The organism is Microbacterium sp. CFSPD4_SD4 (assembly GCF_057364585.1).
This window is the reverse complement of sequence record NZ_JBNFOC010000003.1, coordinates 227,586-246,062: the sequence shown is the minus strand read 5'-3', so window position 1 is coordinate 246,062 and position 18,477 is coordinate 227,586. Positions and strand designations below refer to the sequence as shown.

General features: G+C 71.6%; 15 protein-coding genes and 2 pseudogenes. 9 read left to right on the top strand and 8 right to left on the bottom strand.

Annotation, left to right across the window (positions count from 1 at the left end):
* Nucleotides 1-37: 37 nt before the first annotated feature.
* Complete coding sequence (locus AC2W7E_RS07520) at nt 38-1,603, bottom strand: hypothetical protein (RefSeq protein WP_025105321.1); 1,566 nt, start codon at nt 1,601-1,603, stop codon at nt 38-40.
* Nucleotides 1,579-2,961, bottom strand: a complete 1,383-nt coding sequence (locus AC2W7E_RS07515; RefSeq protein WP_485988844.1) for an ABC transporter ATP-binding protein — start codon at nt 2,959-2,961, stop codon at nt 1,579-1,581. The genes AC2W7E_RS07520 and AC2W7E_RS07515 overlap by 25 nt, the downstream gene beginning before the upstream one ends.
* Here AC2W7E_RS07515 and AC2W7E_RS07510 point away from each other — a divergent pair.
* The 5 genes from AC2W7E_RS07510 (at nt 2,936) to AC2W7E_RS07490 (ending at nt 7,508) form a co-directional block, all read left to right on the top strand.
* Complete coding sequence (locus AC2W7E_RS07510) at nt 2,936-3,643, top strand: hypothetical protein (protein WP_485988843.1); 708 nt, start codon at nt 2,936-2,938, stop codon at nt 3,641-3,643. The two genes, AC2W7E_RS07515 and AC2W7E_RS07510, sit on opposite strands and share 26 nt — an antisense overlap.
* A gap of 187 nt (nt 3,644-3,830) precedes the next feature.
* A complete protein-coding gene (locus tag AC2W7E_RS07505) occupies nt 3,831-4,523 on the top strand; it encodes a phosphocholine cytidylyltransferase family protein (protein ID WP_060923420.1) in 693 nt (230 codons plus the stop codon).
* A 79-nt stretch (nt 4,524-4,602) separates the two neighbouring features.
* Nucleotides 4,603-5,592, top strand: coding sequence for a hypothetical protein (locus AC2W7E_RS07500; RefSeq protein ID WP_485988842.1), 990 nt, complete (start codon nt 4,603-4,605; stop codon nt 5,590-5,592).
* 87 nt (nt 5,593-5,679) lie between these two features.
* Nucleotides 5,680-7,269 (top strand): acyl-CoA carboxylase subunit beta, encoded by a 1,590-nt coding sequence (locus AC2W7E_RS07495; protein ID WP_374209026.1) that lies wholly within the window; start codon nt 5,680-5,682, stop codon nt 7,267-7,269.
* Nucleotides 7,266-7,508, top strand: coding sequence for an acyl-CoA carboxylase subunit epsilon (locus tag AC2W7E_RS07490; protein ID WP_253247416.1), 243 nt, complete (start codon nt 7,266-7,268; stop codon nt 7,506-7,508). The genes AC2W7E_RS07495 and AC2W7E_RS07490 overlap by 4 nt, the downstream gene beginning before the upstream one ends.
* Nucleotides 7,509-7,704: 196 nt before the next feature.
* On the opposite strand, the gene AC2W7E_RS07485 is transcribed toward AC2W7E_RS07490, so the two are convergent.
* The 5 genes and pseudogenes from AC2W7E_RS07485 to AC2W7E_RS07465 all read right to left on the bottom strand — a co-directional run.
* Entirely contained in the window at nt 7,705-8,727 is a 1,023-nt protein-coding gene (locus AC2W7E_RS07485; RefSeq protein ID WP_025105328.1) for a hypothetical protein, read from the bottom strand.
* The gene (locus AC2W7E_RS07480; RefSeq protein ID WP_485988841.1) at nt 8,724-9,959 is read right to left on the bottom strand and encodes a sensor histidine kinase; all 1,236 of its coding nucleotides are present in this window, start codon (nt 9,957-9,959) and stop codon (nt 8,724-8,726) included. The genes AC2W7E_RS07485 and AC2W7E_RS07480 overlap by 4 nt, the downstream gene beginning before the upstream one ends.
* Nucleotides 9,949-10,606: pseudogene (locus AC2W7E_RS07475) on the bottom strand (response regulator). Before AC2W7E_RS07475 ends, AC2W7E_RS07480 begins: the two are co-directional and overlap by 11 nt.
* 43 nt (nt 10,607-10,649) lie before the next feature.
* Nucleotides 10,650-10,820 (bottom strand): hypothetical protein, encoded by a 171-nt coding sequence (locus AC2W7E_RS07470; RefSeq protein ID WP_485988872.1) that lies wholly within the window; start codon nt 10,818-10,820, stop codon nt 10,650-10,652.
* A 989-nt stretch (nt 10,821-11,809) separates the two neighbouring features.
* A pseudogene (locus AC2W7E_RS07465) lies at nt 11,810-11,893 on the bottom strand (hypothetical protein); the annotation flags it as partial.
* A 23-nt stretch (nt 11,894-11,916) separates the two neighbouring features.
* Between AC2W7E_RS07465 and AC2W7E_RS07460 the strand changes: the two are divergent.
* Complete coding sequence (locus AC2W7E_RS07460) at nt 11,917-12,552, top strand: Maf family protein (RefSeq protein WP_062766938.1); 636 nt, start codon at nt 11,917-11,919, stop codon at nt 12,550-12,552.
* Between the two features lie 78 nt (nt 12,553-12,630).
* Entirely contained in the window at nt 12,631-14,397 is a 1,767-nt protein-coding gene (locus tag AC2W7E_RS07455) for an acetyl-CoA carboxylase biotin carboxylase subunit (RefSeq protein ID WP_485988840.1), read from the top strand.
* A gap of 81 nt (nt 14,398-14,478) precedes the next feature.
* On the opposite strand, the gene AC2W7E_RS07450 is transcribed toward AC2W7E_RS07455, so the two are convergent.
* On the bottom strand, nt 14,479-15,927 hold the full coding sequence (locus AC2W7E_RS07450) for an NAD(P)H-quinone dehydrogenase (protein WP_025105680.1): 1,449 nt from the start codon (nt 15,925-15,927) through the stop codon (nt 14,479-14,481).
* Nucleotides 15,928-15,975: 48 nt separating this feature from the next.
* Between AC2W7E_RS07450 and AC2W7E_RS07445 the strand changes: the two genes are divergently transcribed.
* On the top strand, nt 15,976-16,809 hold the full coding sequence (locus AC2W7E_RS07445) for a purine-nucleoside phosphorylase (protein ID WP_485988839.1): 834 nt from the start codon (nt 15,976-15,978) through the stop codon (nt 16,807-16,809).
* Nucleotides 16,806-18,476, top strand: a complete 1,671-nt coding sequence (locus AC2W7E_RS07440; protein WP_303709475.1) for a phospho-sugar mutase — start codon at nt 16,806-16,808, stop codon at nt 18,474-18,476. The genes AC2W7E_RS07445 and AC2W7E_RS07440 overlap by 4 nt, the downstream gene beginning before the upstream one ends.
* Nucleotide 18,477: the final 1 nt, after the last annotated feature.

The following is an 18,477-nucleotide window of genomic DNA, read 5'->3' as shown; positions in this document are numbered from 1 at the left end:
GCGATTCTAGCCGCGTCTCCCCCTCGGCGGGGCGGTCTCACGCGGTCTCGACGAACTCCATCAGACGTTCGCCGCTGCGCTCGAAGATGCGGCCGCCCAGCACGGCTCCCCCGAGGAACACCGCGATCCCGGTGAGGATGCCGACCCAGAACGCGGCGGGCGCGTAGCCGGAATCGGCGACGATGCTCGCCGCGAACAGCCACATCGTCGGCACACTCAGCACGATCGCGCCGAGGAACGCCGCCGCGGGGCCGTACACGCCGCGGGACGTCGGCCGCTGCGGCTGCTGGAACGGGCTGTCCCCCGGGCGGGAGACCGCGTAGGGCGCGACCACGGACACCACGCTCGAGATCCCGAGGGCGCTGAACAGCAGGCTCGCTCCGAGACCGACCAGCGGCAGGAGGAGGCTCCACCGACCGGCGAGGAGCAGCGAGAGCGGCACCGCGATCGCCAGCACGGGGACGGCGACGAGCAGCACCGGCACGAGGCGCCCGAGACGGTCAGGAAGACCGCGGACGCCGCTCGCGACGTGGGTCCAGAGGGCCGTGGAATCGTAGGCGACGTCGTTGTGGGGCAGCCAGCCGAAGAACAGGGCCATGACGGGCACGGGCACGAGGGCGGCGATCTCGACCGGCACACCCGCGACGATGAGGGGGAACACGGTGAGCACGCCCGCCACCGGCACCACGATGATGTTCATGATGTACCGGCGGTCGCGCAGCCAGTACACGAGGCTCCGGGCCGCGATGGCGCCGAAGGCGTTCGAGGGCAGGAGACCGAACCAGCCGAGTCCGCTCCGTTCCCGTGCCGCCACCGGACGCTCGGTCGTGGTGAGCAGGCGACGCACGAACCAGGTCCAGGCGAGCCACAGCAGCGCCAGGGTGACCACGGCCACCAGGCCGCTGATCCAGGCCGCGGCCGTCTCCCCTTCCGCCGCCGCGAACATCGCCGCCGGGGAGGCCGCGAGCGGGGTGAAGCCGATCACGGAGGTCAGGGTCGCCAGCGATGCCGGCACCTCGCCGTCCCAGCGGAGGGAGCCGAGGAACACCGCGACGGGGAACGCGATGACGATCAGGGCGAGGGCGAACAGCGCGGTCAGCTCCCGGGAGCGACGCTCCGGAAGCAGGAGCGCGTTGAGCGCCATCCCCACCCGCGAGAGGAGGATGGTCGACAGCAGCCCCATCAGCGCCAGGAGGACGGCCGGGAGCCACGGCGCGCCGGCCCTGATCGCGACGACGGTCACGCTGATGTAGACCGCGAGGAGTGCGAGGCTTGGGACACTGACGAGCGACGCGATCGCGAGCACCCAGGGCATCTTCCGCTCGTCGACGCCGAACACCGCGAAGCGCCGCGGATCGAGCTGGTCGACGGCTCCCACGAGCAGCGGCCCCACGAGGAAGCCGAGCAGGACGGCCGCCCCGCCGAGCACCGTCACCGCCTTGGATACCGGGACGGGGGCGCCGCCGAGGCTGAACACCGCCACGCACACCACCACGGTGACCGCGATCACCGCACCGAAGGAGAGCAGGGTGCGCACCCGGTGTTCCCCGCGCAGAGCGCCCAGGAGGAGCGCGAACCTCAGTCGGAGAACGTGTGCAGCCACTCGAGCCCCTCCACCTCGCCGCTGGAGCCCGCGAGCTCCACGAATCGGGACTCGAGCGTCTGGCCCGCGCGCACCTCGTCGATCGTGCCCTCGGCGAGCACCTCGCCGTTCACGATGATCGCCACCCGGGAGCACACGCGCTCCACGAGGTCCATGCCGTGGCTCGACAGGATCACCGTGCCACCGTGCGACACGTACGCCCGCAGGATGTCGAGGATCACGGCGGACGACACGGGGTCGACGGACTCGAACGGCTCGTCGAGGACGAGCACGCGGGGCGAGTGGATCATCGCGCCCGCGAGCATGATCTTCTTCGTCATGCCGGCCGAGTAATCGGACACCACCCGGTTCAGGGCGTCGCCGAGGTCGAAGGCCCTGGCGAGGTCGCCGGTGCGCTTCTCGATGACGTCGGCGGCGAGCCCGCGGAGCAGTCCGTAGTAATAGAGCAGCTGACGCCCGGTGAGGCGGTCGAAGGTGCGCAGCCGGTCGGGCAGCACGCCCATCACGCGCTTCGCAGCGAGCGGGTCGGTCGCCTGGTCGATGCCGCAGATGAGGACGCTGCCCTCGTCGGCGCGCAGGAGGCCGGCGACGATCGACAGGGTCGTCGTCTTGCCGGCGCCGTTCGGCCCCACGATGCCGTAGAAGGAGGCCGCGGGCACCGTGAGGTCGATGCCGTCGACCGCGCGGTTCTCGCCGAACTGCTTCACGAGGCCGCGGATGCGGATGGCCTCGGTGCCGGGCTCCGCCGCCGCGTCGTCATCGGCTTCCGCCGGCGGCTCCTCGGCGATCGCCGCGTCGACCACCTCGACGATCTCGACCTCCGCGACGCGGCCGTCTTCGGGCGCGGGCTCCGTCGTCACCGGCAGAGCGGTGTCGGATACCTCGACGGCGGGCTCCGTGGCACGGTCCTCGGTGACCGCGGGGTCCTCGACGAGCGTCGCAGCTTCGGCGGTTCCGTCGTCCGACGCCGTCTCGGCTGAGGCGGTGTCGGTGTCGTTGTCGGTGGCCTCTGCGGACGCGGTCGGCGACGACACGGCGCCGGAGTCCTCCGGCTGCGTCTCCGCAGCGGCCTCGGCGTCCGCGACCTGTGCTTCCGCGGCCTGTGCTTCCGCCGCCTCTGCTTCCGCGGCTTTCGCGGCAGCCGCCTTGGCCGCGGCCGCCTTCGCCGCCGCGGTCTTGGCGGCGGTGGTCTTGGCCGTCGTCTTGGCCGCCGATGCCTTCGCGGCGGCCGTCTTCGCCGCCGCGGCCTTGGCCGCAGCCGTCTTGGCGGCCGTCGTCCTGGCGGCAGCCGTGCTCGGCTTCGTGGTCGTCGCGGACGGACGCTTCGAGCCGGTGGTGCGCGCCGCGGTGTTCTTCATCGCGGCCGTTCGGGCTGCGGAGGCCGTGCGCGCAGCGGCGGGATCCACGCTCGCTGCGGGCGTGGGCTCCACCACGACCTCGGACGAGGGGGCCGCCTTCTCGGCCGCGGCCTTGGTCGGCGCGGCGGCCGGCTTCTTCGCCGCGGGGGACTTCGCCGCGGGTGCCTTCGCCGCCGCGGACGACTTCGTCGTGGACGACTTCGTCGTGGAGGACTTCGTCGTGGTGGTCTTCGCCGAAGCGGCCTTCGCACCCGCGGTCTTGCCTGAGGTCGACGTCGCACCGGTGGCCTTCGCCGCAGGCGACTTCGCGCTCGCGGTCTTCGCCGCCGGGGACTTCGCAGCGGTGGACGTCGAGGTCGCGGTCTTCGCGCTCGTCGACTTCGCGCTCGCGGTCTTCGCCGCAGGGGTCTTCGCCGTCGAGGTCTTCGCCGCGGTCTTCTTCTTCGCCGTCGACGCGTCCGCGGCGGACGTGCCCGCGGTGGAGGTCGCGGCCGCCTTCTTCGCGGCGGCAGAGGACAAGGCAGGCCGCTTGGCGGCCGGCTTCCGAACGGGCGCGGGGGCCTCGGCCGGGGTCTCGGCTCCCTCTGCCTGGGGGGTGGGGTCATCAGGGGAGGAAGTCACCGTCCTACGGTATCAACGGGTGGCTGAGAGCCAAGGCCCCACGCGCGATTCCGCCGCCTGAACCCCTTCTCCGCCGGTTTTGCAAGGGGGTTGTCGTCCCTGTGCGTTGCGTGTGTACTCGGTCACGAAATGGCAACGGGGCCCACCTGGCCCCGGGCTTTCCAGGGGGAATCGCTAGCATGATCCCCGGCACGACGAAGTGTCTGGTCGGTGAACCGACCGTGAACACAACTTCCTTAGGAGTATTCGTGACTCTTCAGACCGTCATCCTCGCAGCCGGAATGGGCTCCCGCCTCGGCCGTGCGCTGCCCAAGCCGCTCACCGAGCTCAACGACGGCCGCACGATCATGGGCCAGCAGCACGACAACATCCGGGCCGCTTTCGGATCCGACGCACGCATCACGACGGTCGTGGGCTACCGCGCGGAGACCATCATCGAGGCCTTCCCCTCCGTGAACTACGTCCACAACGACCGCTACGACGAGACCAACACCTCGAAGAGCCTGCTGCGCGCCCTGAGCGCCACCGGCAAGAGCGGCGTGCTGTGGATGAACGGCGACGTCGTGTTCGACCCGATGATCCTCGGTCGCGCCGCCGCGTACATCGAGCGGGACCAGTCGTTCGTCACCGTCAACACCGCCAAGGTCAGCGATGAAGAGGTGAAGTACACCGTCACGGCGGAGGGCTTCATCAAGGAGCTGTCGAAGTCCGTCAAGGGCGGCCTCGGCGAGGCGGTCGGCATCAACTACATCTCCTCGGGCTTCAAGAAGGCGTTCATGCGCCAGCTGCAGCGGGTCGAGGACCAGGACTACTTCGAGCGGGGTCTCGAGCTGGCGATCGCCGAGGACGGCCTGCTGCTCGAGCCGATGGACGTCTCCGACCTGTACGCGGTCGAGGTCGACTTCGCGGAAGACCTGGAGCGCGCGAACCTCTTCGTGTGACGCTCCCGTCCGAGAGCCCCGATCCGCCACGGACCGGGGCTCTCGGTGTTTTCGCGGACGGGCTTCATAGGATCGGCACATGGCCCCCAAGGTGCACAAGATCCACTCCCTCCCGGACGACGCCCCGTGGGACAAGGGCGTGCCGCCGGTCGGCTCCCCGGAACACCCGATGATGGTCCGCGGGCTCGACCGGGTGCTCTCGATCCAGCGCCCCCTGGTGCTCGCCCACATCCGCAGCATCCGGCTCCGCAACCCGCACGCGACCCCTGACGAGATCATCCGGATCCTAGAGCGCCGCTACCTCGCGGCCGTCACGACCGGTGGGGCCGCGGTGGGCGCGACCGCCGTCGTGCCGGGTATCGGCACGGGGATCACCCTCGCGCTCTCCGGCGTCGAGACCGTGGGGTTCGTGGAATCCACGGCCCTCTTCGCGCAGTCGGTCGCCGAGGTGCACGGCATCGCGGTGGGCAACCCCGACCGTGCCCGCGCTCTCGTCATGACCCTCATGCTCGGCAAGGAGGGCGTCGACCTCGTCGGGCAGCTCGCCCGGCAGGTCACCGGTCGCGGCAGCAGCCGGTCGGCGTACTGGGGCGAGCTGGTGACGAAGTCGCTCCCCCGCGCCGCCGTGGGGCCGCTCGTCGACCAGCTCAAAGGGATGTTCGTGAAGCAGTTCGCGGCCAAGGGCGGGGCTTCCTTCATCGGCAAGGCGATGCCCTTCGGGATCGGCGCGGCGATCGGCGGGGCGGGCAACCACATCCTCGGACGCCGCGTGCTCACCACCTCCCACCGAGCCTTCGGGGCGGCACCCCTCACCCTCCCTGCCGAGCTGGAGCCCATCCCCGGCGCCGAGAAGGTGGAGCTGCGGATGCTGAGAGGAGCGCGCTACGCCGGCAACGCGGTCGCGGGAGCCGCGGGCACCGTGGCGCGCGGCGCGGGATGGGTCGGGCACCGGGTCGGCGAGATCGCCGGCCGCCGACGGGAACACTCCGCCGACGAGCTCGACGCCCGTCCCGGAGACGGCGATCACGGACTGCCACCGCGCCCGGGTTCCGACACGACCGCCGAATGAGGGAGCGTGCACCTCGCCAAAGGATCCGCCGCCCCGTTGTGCCGATCATCCAACGGACGGCGCGGAGCCGACGCTAGGGTGGAATCCGTGACGGACAAGCCCGACCCCTTTACCACCGCCGGAAAGATCGCGGACCTGCGCGCTCGCTACACCGAGGCCGTCGTCGACGCCGAGGCCAAGGCGAAGGAGAAGCAGCACGCCAAGGGCAAGATGACCGCCCGCGAGCGCATCGAACTCCTCGTCGATCCCGGCAGCTTCGTCGAGTTCGACGAGTATGTGCGGCACCGCACCACCGCGTTCGGCATGGATCGCTCGCGTCCGTACGGCGACTCCGTGGTGACCGGCGTCGGCACCATCCACGGCCGCACCGTCGCCGTGTACTCGCAGGACTTCTCCACCTTCGGCGGGTCGCTGGGCGAGGTCGCCGGCGAGAAGATCGTCAAGATCATGGAGTTCGCCCTGGCGGGCGGCATGCCCTGCATCGGCATCCTCGACTCGGGCGGCGCGCGGATCCAGGAGGGCGTCGTCGCCCTCGGCAAGTACGGCGAGATCTTCCGCCTCAACACCCGCGCCTCGGGCGTGATCCCGCAGATCTCGATCATCATGGGCCCGGCGGCCGGCGGCGCGGTCTACTCCCCCGCCCTCACCGACTTCGTCATCATGGTCGACAAGACCAGCCAGATGTTCGTCACCGGACCCGACGTGATCAAGACCGTCACCGGCGAGGACGTCGGCATGGAGGAGCTCGGCGGCGCCTACACGCACAACACCCGCTCCGGTGTCGCGCACTACCTGGCCGAGGACGAGGACGACGCGATCGACTACGCCCGCACGCTCCTCGGCTTCCTGCCGGACAACAACATGGCGGAGCTGCCCTCCTACGAGAGCGCGTTCGAGTTCGAGACCACCGACGCGGACCGCACGCTCAACACGCTCATCCCGGACTCCCCGAACCAGCCGTACGACATCCACACCGTGATCGAGCACGTCGTGGACGACGGCGACTTCCTCGAGGTGCAGCCGCTGTTCGCGCCGAACATCGTCATCGGCTTCGGACGCATCGAGGGCCGCTCGGTCGGCATCATCGCCAACCAGCCGTCCCAGATGGCGGGAACGCTCAACATCGAGGCCGGCGAGAAGGCGAGCCGGTTCGTGCGCTTCTGCGACGCGTTCTCGGTCCCCATCGTGACCCTCGTCGACGTCCCCGGCTACCTCCCGGGCACCGACCAGGAGTGGACCGGCGTCATCCGCCGCGGCGCCAAGCTCCTCTACGCGTACGCGGAGGCCACCGTGCCGCTCGTGACCGTCATCCTCCGCAAGGCCTACGGCGGCGCGTACATCGTCATGGGGTCGAAGCAGCTCGGCGCCGACGTGAACCTCGCCTGGCCGACCGCCGAGATCGCCGTGATGGGCGGACAGGGCGCCGTCAACATCCTCTACCGCGGGGAGATCCGCAAGGCGGAGGAAGCGGGCGAAGACGTGGCGGCGGTCCGCACGCGCCTCGCGAACGAGTACACGTACAACGTGGCCTCGCCCTTCCTCGCGGCCGAGCGCGGCGAGCTCGACGGGATCATCGAGCCGGCGAACACGCGGGTGGCCATCGCGAAGGCTCTCCGGGCGTTGCGGGGCAAGCGTGCCGAGCTGCCCCCGAAGAAGCACGGGAACATCCCGCTGTGAGCGGCCAGGAACCCGCCGTCGACGGGGCGGCGCCTGCGCCCGTGATGCTGGAGGTCACCCGCGGCACCGCGAACGAGGAGGAGCTCGCTGCCCTCATCGCGGTGCTGGGGGACGCCTATGCGAACGAGCAGGCGGAGGCGACGGTCGAGGAGCCGCGGGTCTCCGCGTGGACCCGCACCCAGCGTCCGCTGCGCCGGCCCCTGCGCCGGGACATCCCCTGGGGACGTTTCGCCGGCTGAGTTCCGGCCCGGATCTTGTCCCCCAAAATACCTACAGACAACCGTTGCTCGGGACCGCAGACTAGAGGAGACGCTTCGCGTTCGGCTGGTCTCTCTGTCCCAGGGTAGACAGACGCTGATCGGCCACCAGCGGACGGTTTTCGGGTAACTGTCCGCACGGCGAGGGGCAGGCGGATTCGCCGCCCCTCGCCCACTCTCATCTCCGCGCGTCAGACGTCGTCCCGCGCCGCTCCCTCGTGATCTCGTGCCACAGGTCCACGGAATCGTCGTCCGATGCCCGCAGACCCGCGCGACCGACGACGGTGACGGCGACGAGCGGGTCTCGTGCGGAGCGGATGATGATGCGCCCCGTCCCGGCGCTGCGGAGCACCGACGCGAGCTCGTCGCGGATCTCCATGCGGCGGCCCTCGTCGACGCCGTCGAGTCCGCCCTCGTCGAACACGGTCACCGAGGCGCCGCGACGGCGGGCGGCATCGATCGCGTTGCGGACGTCGTCGTTCAGCAGGTCCGCCCCGCGCAGCTCGTCGCGGAGGCGCCCCTCGGCGAGCCGCGCCTCCAGCCGCTCGTCCTCGTCGAGCTGGCCGCGTGACGCCACCACCCGGCTGAGGACGGGGCCGGCGACCGCGAGGGCGAACTGGGTACGGAGGCGGCGCTCGCGCTGGCGCACCCGTTGCGTCGCGTGCCAGGCCGACACCGCCTGCTGGATCTCCGACAGACGCTCCGTGTCGCTCACGGCGCGGTCCCAGAACATCACCAGGAGCTGGGCGACCGCGACCCACATGATCGACCCCACGACGCCGAGGTTCAACGCCACTCCGAACCCGAGGGCGGCGGAGGCGGCGACGACGAGCACGACCAGCGTCGCCCAGCCCGCCCACGCGCGGCGACGGACCACGCAGACGATGCCGAGCAGCCCCAGGGCTCCGATGTACCAGGTGGCGAAGGGCGCCGTCCGATCGTCGGGATCCAGCGAGAGGGTGACCAGCACCGGGATGACCGCGCTCGCTCCGAGGGCGAGGAGCGCCGACCACAACGGCATGCGCACCGTGACCGGACTCCCGAGGATCGCGATGTTCACCACCACGAGGTACACGGCGATGGCGAGGACCATGAGCAGCGGAGCCGTCGGCTGCTCGATCCACCAGATCCCCCGGGCGACGAAGTACAGCGCGAAGCCGACGGCGAGCGAGGTGGCGACGCTGCGGACGGTCCGGTTCATGAGCGCTCCCACCCGAGGGTCACGACGGTGCCTTCCGCATCCGAGGAGATGTGCGCGGTCCCGGCCACACCGGCCATGCGGGCGAGGATCGAGGCGCGGATGCCGAGCCGGTCGGGACCGATGGCGTCGACGTCGAAGCCGCCACCGGTGTCCGAGATCGTCACGGCGATGCCCTCGTCACCGTGACCGACGACGAGGATGTGCAGACCACGACCAAGGGCGTGCGCGACGGCGTTCCCGATCGCCTGGCGGGCGGCGAGCACGAGGGCCCGCGCGGCCCGCCCCGGGATGAGGCCGCTGCCGCCACGCTCCTCCACGATGGCGTCCGCGCCCAGCTCGGAGAGTGCTCGTCGCAGTTCCACGACGATCTGCGCGGCCCCCACCGGCTCGTCGCTGCCCTCCTCCGCGACCGCCGCCTCGGTGTTCGCGAGCCGCGTGAGGGCCTCCCTGGCCATCGCCACGGCGAGCTCCCGTGCCCGCTCGCCCTCCGCGCGCTCGGCGGCGATGAGAGCCGCGAGGACGCTGTCGTGCATGAGGGCCGACATCGCGACCCTCTCCTCCTCCGCAGCCGCGGCCGCGGCCGCCGTGGCATACGAGGCCACGGCCGTCCCCCGCGCTTCGTCCACGCCCGCGGCGACCGAACGGAACATCCAGCCGAGCGACACGATCACGACGCCGAGGATCAGCGTGAAGGAGACGTCGAACGCCGTCGTCACCCAGAACTCCCGGGAGAACTCCCCCTGCACCAGACGCACGTACCCGTAGACGAAGGGCACGCCGACGGCCCATGCGAACTGCAACCGCACGGGGAAGGCCAGCATCGCCGCCACCACGCCCACGTTCACGAGGAAGAAGATCCACGGCTGGTCGCCCGCCACCTTGTCCGTGGGGTCGACGACGACGGGCCACGCCGCGAGCGCGAGCACGTACACGACGGCGAACACCCCCGCGGCCAGGCGCACGCCGCGTCCGACCAGACAGGCGACGAGCATCGCGGTCAGCGGTACGAAGACGGCGACGAGCATCGAGATGTGGGGCGCGTCCGCGCGGGACATCGTCTGCACGGCCGCGATCAGCGCCTGCGCTCCGAGCACGGCCGACCCCAGGGCGACGACGATCGCGAGGATGCGCTCCATCCGCTTGCCAGTGAACCGCTCGAAGCCGTTCTCCGCGCTGCCGGGAGAAGGGATCTTGCTCCAGGCGTCGCGGACGCTCAGCGGCTCAGCGGGCACTCGGCGCCCCGTCGGCCGTCACGATGCCGTCCTCCATCGCGCGCCGCAGCAGATCGACCTTGGTGGGCGCCGGCCGACCGACCTCGACGTACTTCACCCGGATCCGGTGATGTTCTCCTTCGCCGTGGAGTACGCGACGCCGAGACGCTCGGCCACGGCCTTCAGCGGCAGGCCCGTCGCGTACAGGCGCAGCACCTCCCGCTCGCGGCTGGACAGCTGGGCATCGGCGAACGCGCGGTCGCCGTCGACCGCACTCGCCCATTCGACGTTGTTCAGCGCCTCGCCCTGCGCCACGGTGCGGATCGCGTCCAGCACGTCGTCGAGGGCCGACGACTTGCTGACGACACCGGCCGCCCCCGCCGCCAGGGCCTCCCGCACCGCTGCGGGCCGGTCGGCGACGCTGTGGATCACGACGCTGGCGCCGTCGGCGACGAGGGACACGACGTTCTCCGTCACCGTCGTCCCGTCCCCCAGCGTGAGGTCGAGCACGACGACGTCGGCCGGCGGGGCGCCTATGGAGGACCGCCACACGAGGTAGGAGCCGACCGTGCTCCCGGTGAACACGACGGTCTGCCCGTCCCTGGCGCACGCGCCTCGAGGCCGAGGCGGACGGACTCGTGGTCGTCGATGAGGGCGACGGTGCTCATGCCCACAGCCTAGTGAGTCGCGGACCGGGGGCCGGGAATGCGCTCACCGGGTGAGCAGGGCGACGACCTCGAAGTGATGCGAATGCGGGAAGAGGTCGAACCCGCGGAGCGCGTCGACCTGCCACCCCAGACCGCGGAAGGTACCGAGGTCGCGCGCGAGGGCGACAGGGTCGCAGGCGACGTAGGCGATCGCGGACGGAGCCAGCGCATGCACGCCCTCCACGACCGCGCGCCCGGCGCCGGACCGGGGCGGGTCGAGCACCACCGCCCCCGTCGCGCCCCGCGCCGCGGCTGCTGCAGGAAGCGGTCGACCCGGGCCGTGACGGCGGTCACGTCGAGCGGGGCGAGGTTCGCGGCGGCGTGCTGCGTCGCGCGGCGGCTGGATTCGACGGTCACGACGTCGGTGCCGCCGAGATCCGCGAGAGTCCGCGCGAACAGGCCCACTCCGCCGTACAGGTCGTAGTGCGTCGCGTCCGGCACCACGTGTCCGTCGAGCAGCCCGTACACGGCGCCGTCGAGGACGGAGGCGGCGCGGGGGTGCACCTGCCAGAACCCGCCGGCGTCGACGTCGAACGTGCGGTCGCCGACGCGCTCCTGCACCACCTCGGGCTTCGGCCGGGGGCGGCGGTCCCTGGGCGCCCGGCGCTCGGCCTCGGGGTGCCGGAGGATGCGCACGCGACCGTCCGCGGGCTCCACGAGCTCGATGCGCCCGGGCTTCTCGCCCTGCAGGGCCAGGGCGGCCTCGGCGATCGCGGGGCGGGCGAGCGGGTAGGTCGACACCGGCACGACGCGGTGGCTGCGGGCGGCGAAGGGACCGATCCGCCCGGCATCGTCGACGTGCAGGGTCACCCGCGTGCGCCACCCCGTCCCGTCGCCGGACTCCACGGCCTCGATCTCCGGGGCGTCGAGTCCGGGACCGGCGAAGCGGTCGAACGCCTCCGCCAGCACCTGTCGCTTGAGCGCGCGCTGGTGGTCGAGCTCGATGTGCCCGAGGTCGGCGCCGCCGGGTCGCTGGGCGGGGTCGTGCGCGACGTCCGCCTCCGGCCAGATGTGCGGCCGGCGATGCGGTGAGGCGTCGAGGACCTCGAGCGTCTCGGCGCGCCAGAAGCTCCGGGTGTCCGGCTCCCCGGCGGCGGGGGACGGATCCAGCAGGCGGGCACGGACGCGCTCGCCCGGGATCGCGTCCGAGACGAAGATCACGCGGCCTTCGTGACGGGCGATGAAGGTGCCTCCGTGGGCGATGCCGGTGATGTCGAGATCGAGCACGTCGGCTGCGGAGGAAATCATCCTTCGAGGATACGGTGGTCTCCATGCGCGTCTGCCTCGCCTCCACCTCCCCCGCCCGGCTCATGCTGCTGCGTCAGGCCGGCATCGAACCCCTCACGCTGTCGCCGGAGGTGGACGAGGACGCCCTCGCCGCCGCGGCCGAGGAGCGCATGGGTCCCGTCGCACCCGCCGACCTGGTGCTGCTGCTCGCCCGCGCCAAGGCCGCGGCCGTCGCCGAGCGGCTGGCCGCCGAGGGCGCGTTCGACGGCATCGTCATCGGCGGGGACTCGATGTTCGCGCTCGGGGAACGGGTGTACGGCAAGCCCTACACGCCGGAGGAGGCCACGCGCCGGTGGCAGGAGATGCGCGGCGCCACGGGGGTGCTGCACTCCGGGCACTCCGTGTTCCGTGTCTCCCCCGGCGCGGCTCTCGTCGAGGCGACCGCGGTCGCGGAGGCCGCCGTGACGTTCGCCGAGGACATCAGCGATGAGGAGATCGCCGCGTACGTGGCATCGGGGGAACCGCTGCACGTCGCCGGGGCCTTCACCGTGGACAGCCTCGGCGGCGCCTTCATCACCCGGGTCGAGGGCGATCCCTCCACCGTGGTGGGCATGTCGCTGTCCACCGTGCGCCGCCTCACCGCCGACCTCGGGGTCCGGTGGACGGATCTGTGGTCGTAGACTCCCCTCCACGTTTTTCCCTCTTTCTTGTCGAGAGTCGTCAAAAGTATCGGGATGCTACTCGCTAGGCTGGCAACCATGCCTGAAATCGCGAAGGTGCTCGTCGCCAACCGCGGCGAGATCGCCGTCCGCATCGTCCGTGCCGCTCGTGACTCCGGGATCGCCTCGGTCGCCGTCTACGCCGACCAGGACAGGGACGCGCTGCATGTGCGCCTGGCCGACGAGGCGTATGCGCTCGGTGGCGCGACCAGCGCCGAGACGTACCTCCAGATCGAGAAGATCCTCTCCGTCGCCCGCCGCGCCGGTGCCGACGCCGTGCACCCCGGCTATGGCTTCCTCGCAGAGAACGCCGAATTCGCGCGCGCGGTGATCGACGCCGGGATGATCTGGATCGGCCCCTCCCCGGAGGCGATCGAGGCGCTCGGCGACAAGGTCACCGCCCGCCACGTGGCCGAGAAGGTCGGCGCGCCCCTCGCGCCCGGCACCCCCGGCCCGGTTTCCGGTGCCGACGAGGTCGTCGCCTTCGCCCAGGAGTACGGTCTGCCGATCGCGATCAAGGCGGCCTACGGCGGCGGCGGACGCGGCCTCAAGGTCGCCCGCGAGCTCGACGAAGTCGAGGAGCTGTTCGAATCCGCCACCCGCGAGGCCGTCGCCGCCTTCGGCCGCGGCGAGTGCTTCGTGGAGAAGTACCTCGACAAGCCCCGCCACGTCGAGACCCAGTGCCTCGCCGACGCCGAGGGCAACGTCGTCATCATCTCGACCCGCGACTGCTCGCTGCAGCGCCGGCACCAGAAGCTCGTGGAGGAGGCACCGGCCCCGTTCCTCACGCCCGAGCAGAACGAGAAGCTCTACTCGGCGTCCAAGGCCATCCTCAAGGAGGTCGGCTACGTCGGCGCGGGCACGTGCGAGTTCCTCATCGGCGCCGACGGCACGGTCTCCTTCCTCGAGGTGAACACCCGCCTCCAGGTCGAGCACCCGGTGTCCGAGGAGGTCACCGGCATCGATCTCGTCCGCGAGCAGTTCCGCATCGCCGCCGGCGGCACGATCGACTACGCCGACCCCCAGCCGCAGGGCCACTCCATCGAGTTCCGCATCAACGGCGAGGACCCGGGTCGCGGGTTCCTCCCCCAGCCGGGCCCCATCCACGTCTTCAAGACCTTCGGCGGCCCCGGCATCCGCCTCGACTCCGGTGTGACGGCCGGGGATGCGGTCTCCGGCGCGTTCGACTCGCTGCTCGCGAAGATCATCGTCACCGGAAAGGACCGCGCCGAGGCCCTGGAGCGCGCGCGTCGGGCCCTCGACGAGTTCGAGGTCGCGGGTCTGCCCACCGTCATCCCCTTCCACCGCAAGGTCGTCCGCGACCCCGCCTTCACGGCCGAGGACGGGACGTTCGGGGTGTACACGCGCTGGATCGAGACCGAGTTCGACAACGACATCCCCGCGTGGGACGGCGAGCTGGAGGCGCCGGCTCCGGCAAACGCCCGGCACACCGTCGTCGTCGAGGTCGGCGGCAAGCGCCTGGAGGTCAGCCTGCCCGATCGCGTCGCGGTCGCGCCCGGCACCACCGGCCGCCCGGCGGCCGTGCCGCCGTCGCGCCGCAGCCACGCCACTGTCGCCAACGCCGGTGCGTCCGGTGACGCGGTGAAGTCGCCGATGCAGGCCACGGTCGTCAAGGTCGCGGTCGAGGAGGGGCAGCAGGTCGTCAAGGGCGACCTCGTCGTCGTCCTGGAGGCGATGAAGATGGAGCAGCCGCTGCAGGCGCACAAGGACGGCGTGGTGGGCAACATCGACGCCGCCGCGGGCACCACGGTCTCCGCCGGCCACCAGCTCCTCACGATCTCCTGACCCGAGACCCCGCTTTCACGCCGAGACCCCGGGCTGCAGATGTCTGCAGCCCGGGGTCTCGGCGATTGCGCGGGGTCTCGGTCAGGAGATGTTCACGAGGTGCATCGCGCGGCTCGCGTCGGTGATGCTGCTCGACAGCGAGGGGTACGCGGCGAACACGCGGGAGACCTGGTCCACGGTGAGGCGACGCTCGACCGCGATCGCGATGGGGTAGATGAGCTCGGAGGCCTTCGGGGCCACGATCACGCCGCCGATCACCGTGCCGGAGCCCTTGCGGGCGATGAGCTTGACGAAGCCGTCCTTGATGCCCATCATCTTCGCCCGGGGGTTGGCGGCGAGCGGGAGCTTGTAGACCATGCCGTCGGCGAGGCCGTCCTCCACGTCCTTGACGCCGTAGCCGACGGTCGCGATCTCCGGCGCCGTGAAGATGTTGGAGGTGATCTTGATGAGCTCGAGCGGGATGACGATGTCGCCCAGCGCGTGGAACACCGCCGTCCGCCCCTGCATCGAGGCCACCGAGGCCAGCGGGAAGAAGTTCGTGCAGTCCCCGACCGCGTACACGTTCGGCACCGAAGTGCGCGCGACGCGGTTCACCCGGACGTGACCGGAATCGTCGAGCTCGACGCCGGCCTCCTCCAGGCCGATGCCCGCGGTGTTCGGGATGGAGCCGACAGCCATGAGGCAGTGGCTGCCCTCGACGGTGCGACCGTCCGACAGGGTCACGGTGACGCCGTCGCCTGTGACCTCGACCTTCTCGGCCCGCGACTTGGACAGCACCTGCATGCCGCCGCGCTTGAACACCTTCTCCAGCACGCGCGCCGCATCCTGGTCCTCGCCGGGGAGGACCTGCTCGCGGCTGGAGACGAGCGTGACCTTCGCCCCGAGGTTCATGTAGGCGGACGCGAACTCCGCGCCGGTCACGCCGGAGCCGACGACGATGAGGTGCTCGGGCAGCGCCTTCATGTCGTAGAGCTGGGTCCATGTGAGGATGCGCTTGCCGTCGGGCTTGGCGGAGTCGAGCTCGCGCGGCGAGGCGCCGACCGCGACGACGATGGTGTCGGCCTCGACGCGGTCGAAGTCCGTGCCCCGCTCGCCCGTGGAGACGACGATCGCGTTCGGACCCTCCAGCCGGCCGTGACCGGAGAGGATCCGCACGCCCGCGTCGAGGAGGGTGGTGCGCATGTCCTCGGACTGCTGACCGGCCAGCGCCACGAGGCGCTTGTTCACGGCGGCGAGGTTGATGGCGATCTCCGGCTTGAGCGGCTTGCCGTTCTCGCCCTTGGCGTAGAAGTTCACGCCCAGGTCGCTGGCCTCGGAGATGGCGACCGCGGCGTCCGCCGTCGCGATGAGGCTCTTCGACGGCACGACGTCGGTGAGCACGGCCGAACCGCCGACACCGACGCGCTCGACGAGGGTGACCTCCGCTCCGAGCTGGGCGGCCGCCAGGGCCGCCTCGTAACCGCCGGGTCCGCCGCCGAGGACGGCGACGCGCTGAGTGCGCTCGAAAGTGGTGGAAGACATGCTCTCCATTCTTCCGCAATCCTGGCACCGGAGCCTGCCACTTCCTAGAGTGGATCCATGCCTGAAACCCACAGCAACCCCCTCGACGACTCCACTGCGAACCCGTTCGAGGTCGCAGCCGAAGCCGCCGCCGACATCGCGCGGCTGACCGGCGTCGAGAAGCACGACATCGCCCTCACGCTCGGCAGCGGCTGGGGCAAGGCGGCCGACCTCATCGGCGAGACCGTCGCGACCATCCCCGCGACCGAGGTCACCGGGTTCTCGAAGCCCGCTCTGGAGGGCCACGTCGGCACCCTGCGCAGCATCCGGACGCCGGGCGGGAAGAACGTCCTCGTCATCGGCGCCCGCACGCACTACTACGAGAACCACGGCGTGCGCCGGGTCGTGCACAGCGTCCGCACCGCCGCGGCGACCGGGGCGAAGATCATGGTCCTCACCAACGGCGCCGGCGGCATCCGCGAGACGTGGAAGCCCGGTCAGCCCGTGCTCATCAGCGACCACATCAACCTCACCGCCGACTCCCCGCTCGAGGGCGCGACGTTCATCGACCTCACCGACCTGTACGCGAAGCGCCTGCGCGACATCGCCCGCACGGTCGACCCCACGCTCGACGAGGGCGTCTACACGCAGTTCCGCGGCCCGCACTACGAGACCCCGGCCGAGGTGCAGATGGCGAAGCACATCGGCGGGCACATCGTCGGCATGTCCACCGCACTCGAGGCGATCGCCGCGCGCGAGGCCGGCATGGAGATCCTCGGGTTCTCGCTCATCACGAACCTCGCCGCCGGCATCCAGCAGACGCCGCTCAGCCACGCCGAGGTCATCGAAGCCGGACGCGAGGCGGAGCCGGTGATCTCCGCCCTGCTGGCCCGGGTGGTCGAGGCCCTGTGAGCGAGGAGCGGCTCGCCCAGGCCCGCGCCTGGCTCCGCCAGGACCCGGATCCGCAGACCCGCGACGAGCTCGCCGGCATCGTCACCCGGGCCGCCTCCGGGGACGAGGCCGCTCTGGCGGAGCTCGACGACCGCTTCGGCAGCCGTCTCGCGTTCGGGACGGCGGGACTGCGCGGCGCCCTCGGGGCCGGGAGCAACCGGATGAACCGGGTGCTCGTCTCCCAGGCCGCGGCGGGCTTCGCGGCGTACCTGCGCGAGCGGGCCGCCGGGGCGACGCCGACGGTCGTGATCGGCTACGACGGACGCCGGAACTCCCGGGTGTTCGCCCAGGACTCCGCGGAGCTGTTCGCCGGGGCCGGCCTGCGCGCGATCCTGCTCCCCCGCCTGCTGCCGACGCCCGTGCTGGCCTTCGCCGTGCGGCACCTCGGCGCCGACGCCGGCGTGATGGTGACCGCGAGCCACAACCCGCCGGACGACAACGGCTACAAGGTGTACCTCGGCGGCGCGGATGCCGGCTCGCAGATCGTCGCTCCCGCCGACGCCGAGATCGCCGCCCACATCCAGCGGGTCGCGGACAGCGGCGACGTGCGGGCTCTGCCGCGGTCCACCGCCTACGAGACCGCGGGCGAGGATCTCGTCCAGGCCTACGTCGCCGCCACCGCCGCCGTCGCCCCGGCGCCCGCGGGGGCCCGCCGCCTGCGCTGGGTCTACACCGCGATGCACGGCGTCGGCTGGGAGACGGTCGCCCGCATCCTCGATGCCGCCGGCTACCCGCGACCGATCGTGGTCGACGAGCAGCTGCATCCGGACGCGACGTTCCGCACGGTCTCCTTCCCGAACCCGGAGGAGCCGGGGGCCATGGATCTCGCGTTCGCCAGGGCCCGGGGGGCGAAGGCGGACTTCATCCTCGCCAACGATCCGGACGCCGACCGCCTCGCCGTGGCCATCCCGGACGAGACCGCCGCGGACGGCTGGCGCCGCCTCACGGGCAACGAGGTCGGCCTGCTGCTCGGCGCCCGCGCCGCGCGCGCCGCGGACGGCACCCCGGGCGCCTCGCTCGCCTGCTCGCTCGTCTCCTCCCCCGGGCTCGGCGCCATCGCCGCGCAGCACGGGCTGGACTTCCACGAGACGCTCACCGGGTTCAAGTGGATCTCCCGGGCCCCTGGCATCGTCTTCGGCTTCGAGGAGGCCCTGGGCTACCTCGTCAACCCCGAGACCGTGCGCGACAAGGACGGCATCTCCGCCGCGGTCGCCGTGCTCGGCCTGGCCGCCGAGGCCCAGGAGCGCGGGCTCACCCTCGCCGACCTCGTCCGCGAGGTGGGCGACACGTACGGCCACTTCGCGAGCGCCCAGGTGTCGGTCCGGGTGGCGGATCTGTCGCTCATCGGCACGGTGATGCTGTCGCTGCGCTCGCTTCCGCCCACGCAGATCGCGGGGCGTTCGATCGCGTCGGCCGAGGACCTGCTGCAGAGCGCTCCGGGGCAGCCCTCCGGAGACGTGCTGCGGTACCGGCTCTCGGACGGCTCGCGGGTGATCGTCCGGCCGAGCGGCACGGAGCCGAAGCTCAAGGTGTACATCGACGCCACGGGTGATTCCGCCGAGGCGGCCGCAACGGCCGTCGCCGAGCTGGAGGCGGGCGTCCGGGTCCTCCTGGACGAGCGCTCCTGAC

Bases quoted from the DNA above. Each gene is read 5' to 3' on its own strand.
- AC2W7E_RS07515 (WP_485988844.1), bottom strand. From the start codon at position 2,961: ATGAAGAACACCGCGGCGCGCACCACCGGCTCGAAGCGTCCGTCCGCG.
- AC2W7E_RS07500 (WP_485988842.1), top strand. From the start codon at position 4,603: ATGGCCCCCAAGGTGCACAAGATCCACTCCCTCCCGGACGACGCCCCG.
- AC2W7E_RS07485 (WP_025105328.1), bottom strand. From the start codon at position 8,727: ATGAACCGGACCGTCCGCAGCGTCGCCACCTCGCTCGCCGTCGGCTTC.
- AC2W7E_RS07460 (WP_062766938.1), top strand. From the start codon at position 11,917: ATGCGCGTCTGCCTCGCCTCCACCTCCCCCGCCCGGCTCATGCTGCTG.
- AC2W7E_RS07455 (WP_485988840.1), top strand. From the start codon at position 12,631: ATGCCTGAAATCGCGAAGGTGCTCGTCGCCAACCGCGGCGAGATCGCC.
- AC2W7E_RS07450 (WP_025105680.1), bottom strand. From the start codon at position 15,927: ATGGAGAGCATGTCTTCCACCACTTTCGAGCGCACTCAGCGCGTCGCC.
- AC2W7E_RS07445 (WP_485988839.1), top strand. From the start codon at position 15,976: ATGCCTGAAACCCACAGCAACCCCCTCGACGACTCCACTGCGAACCCG.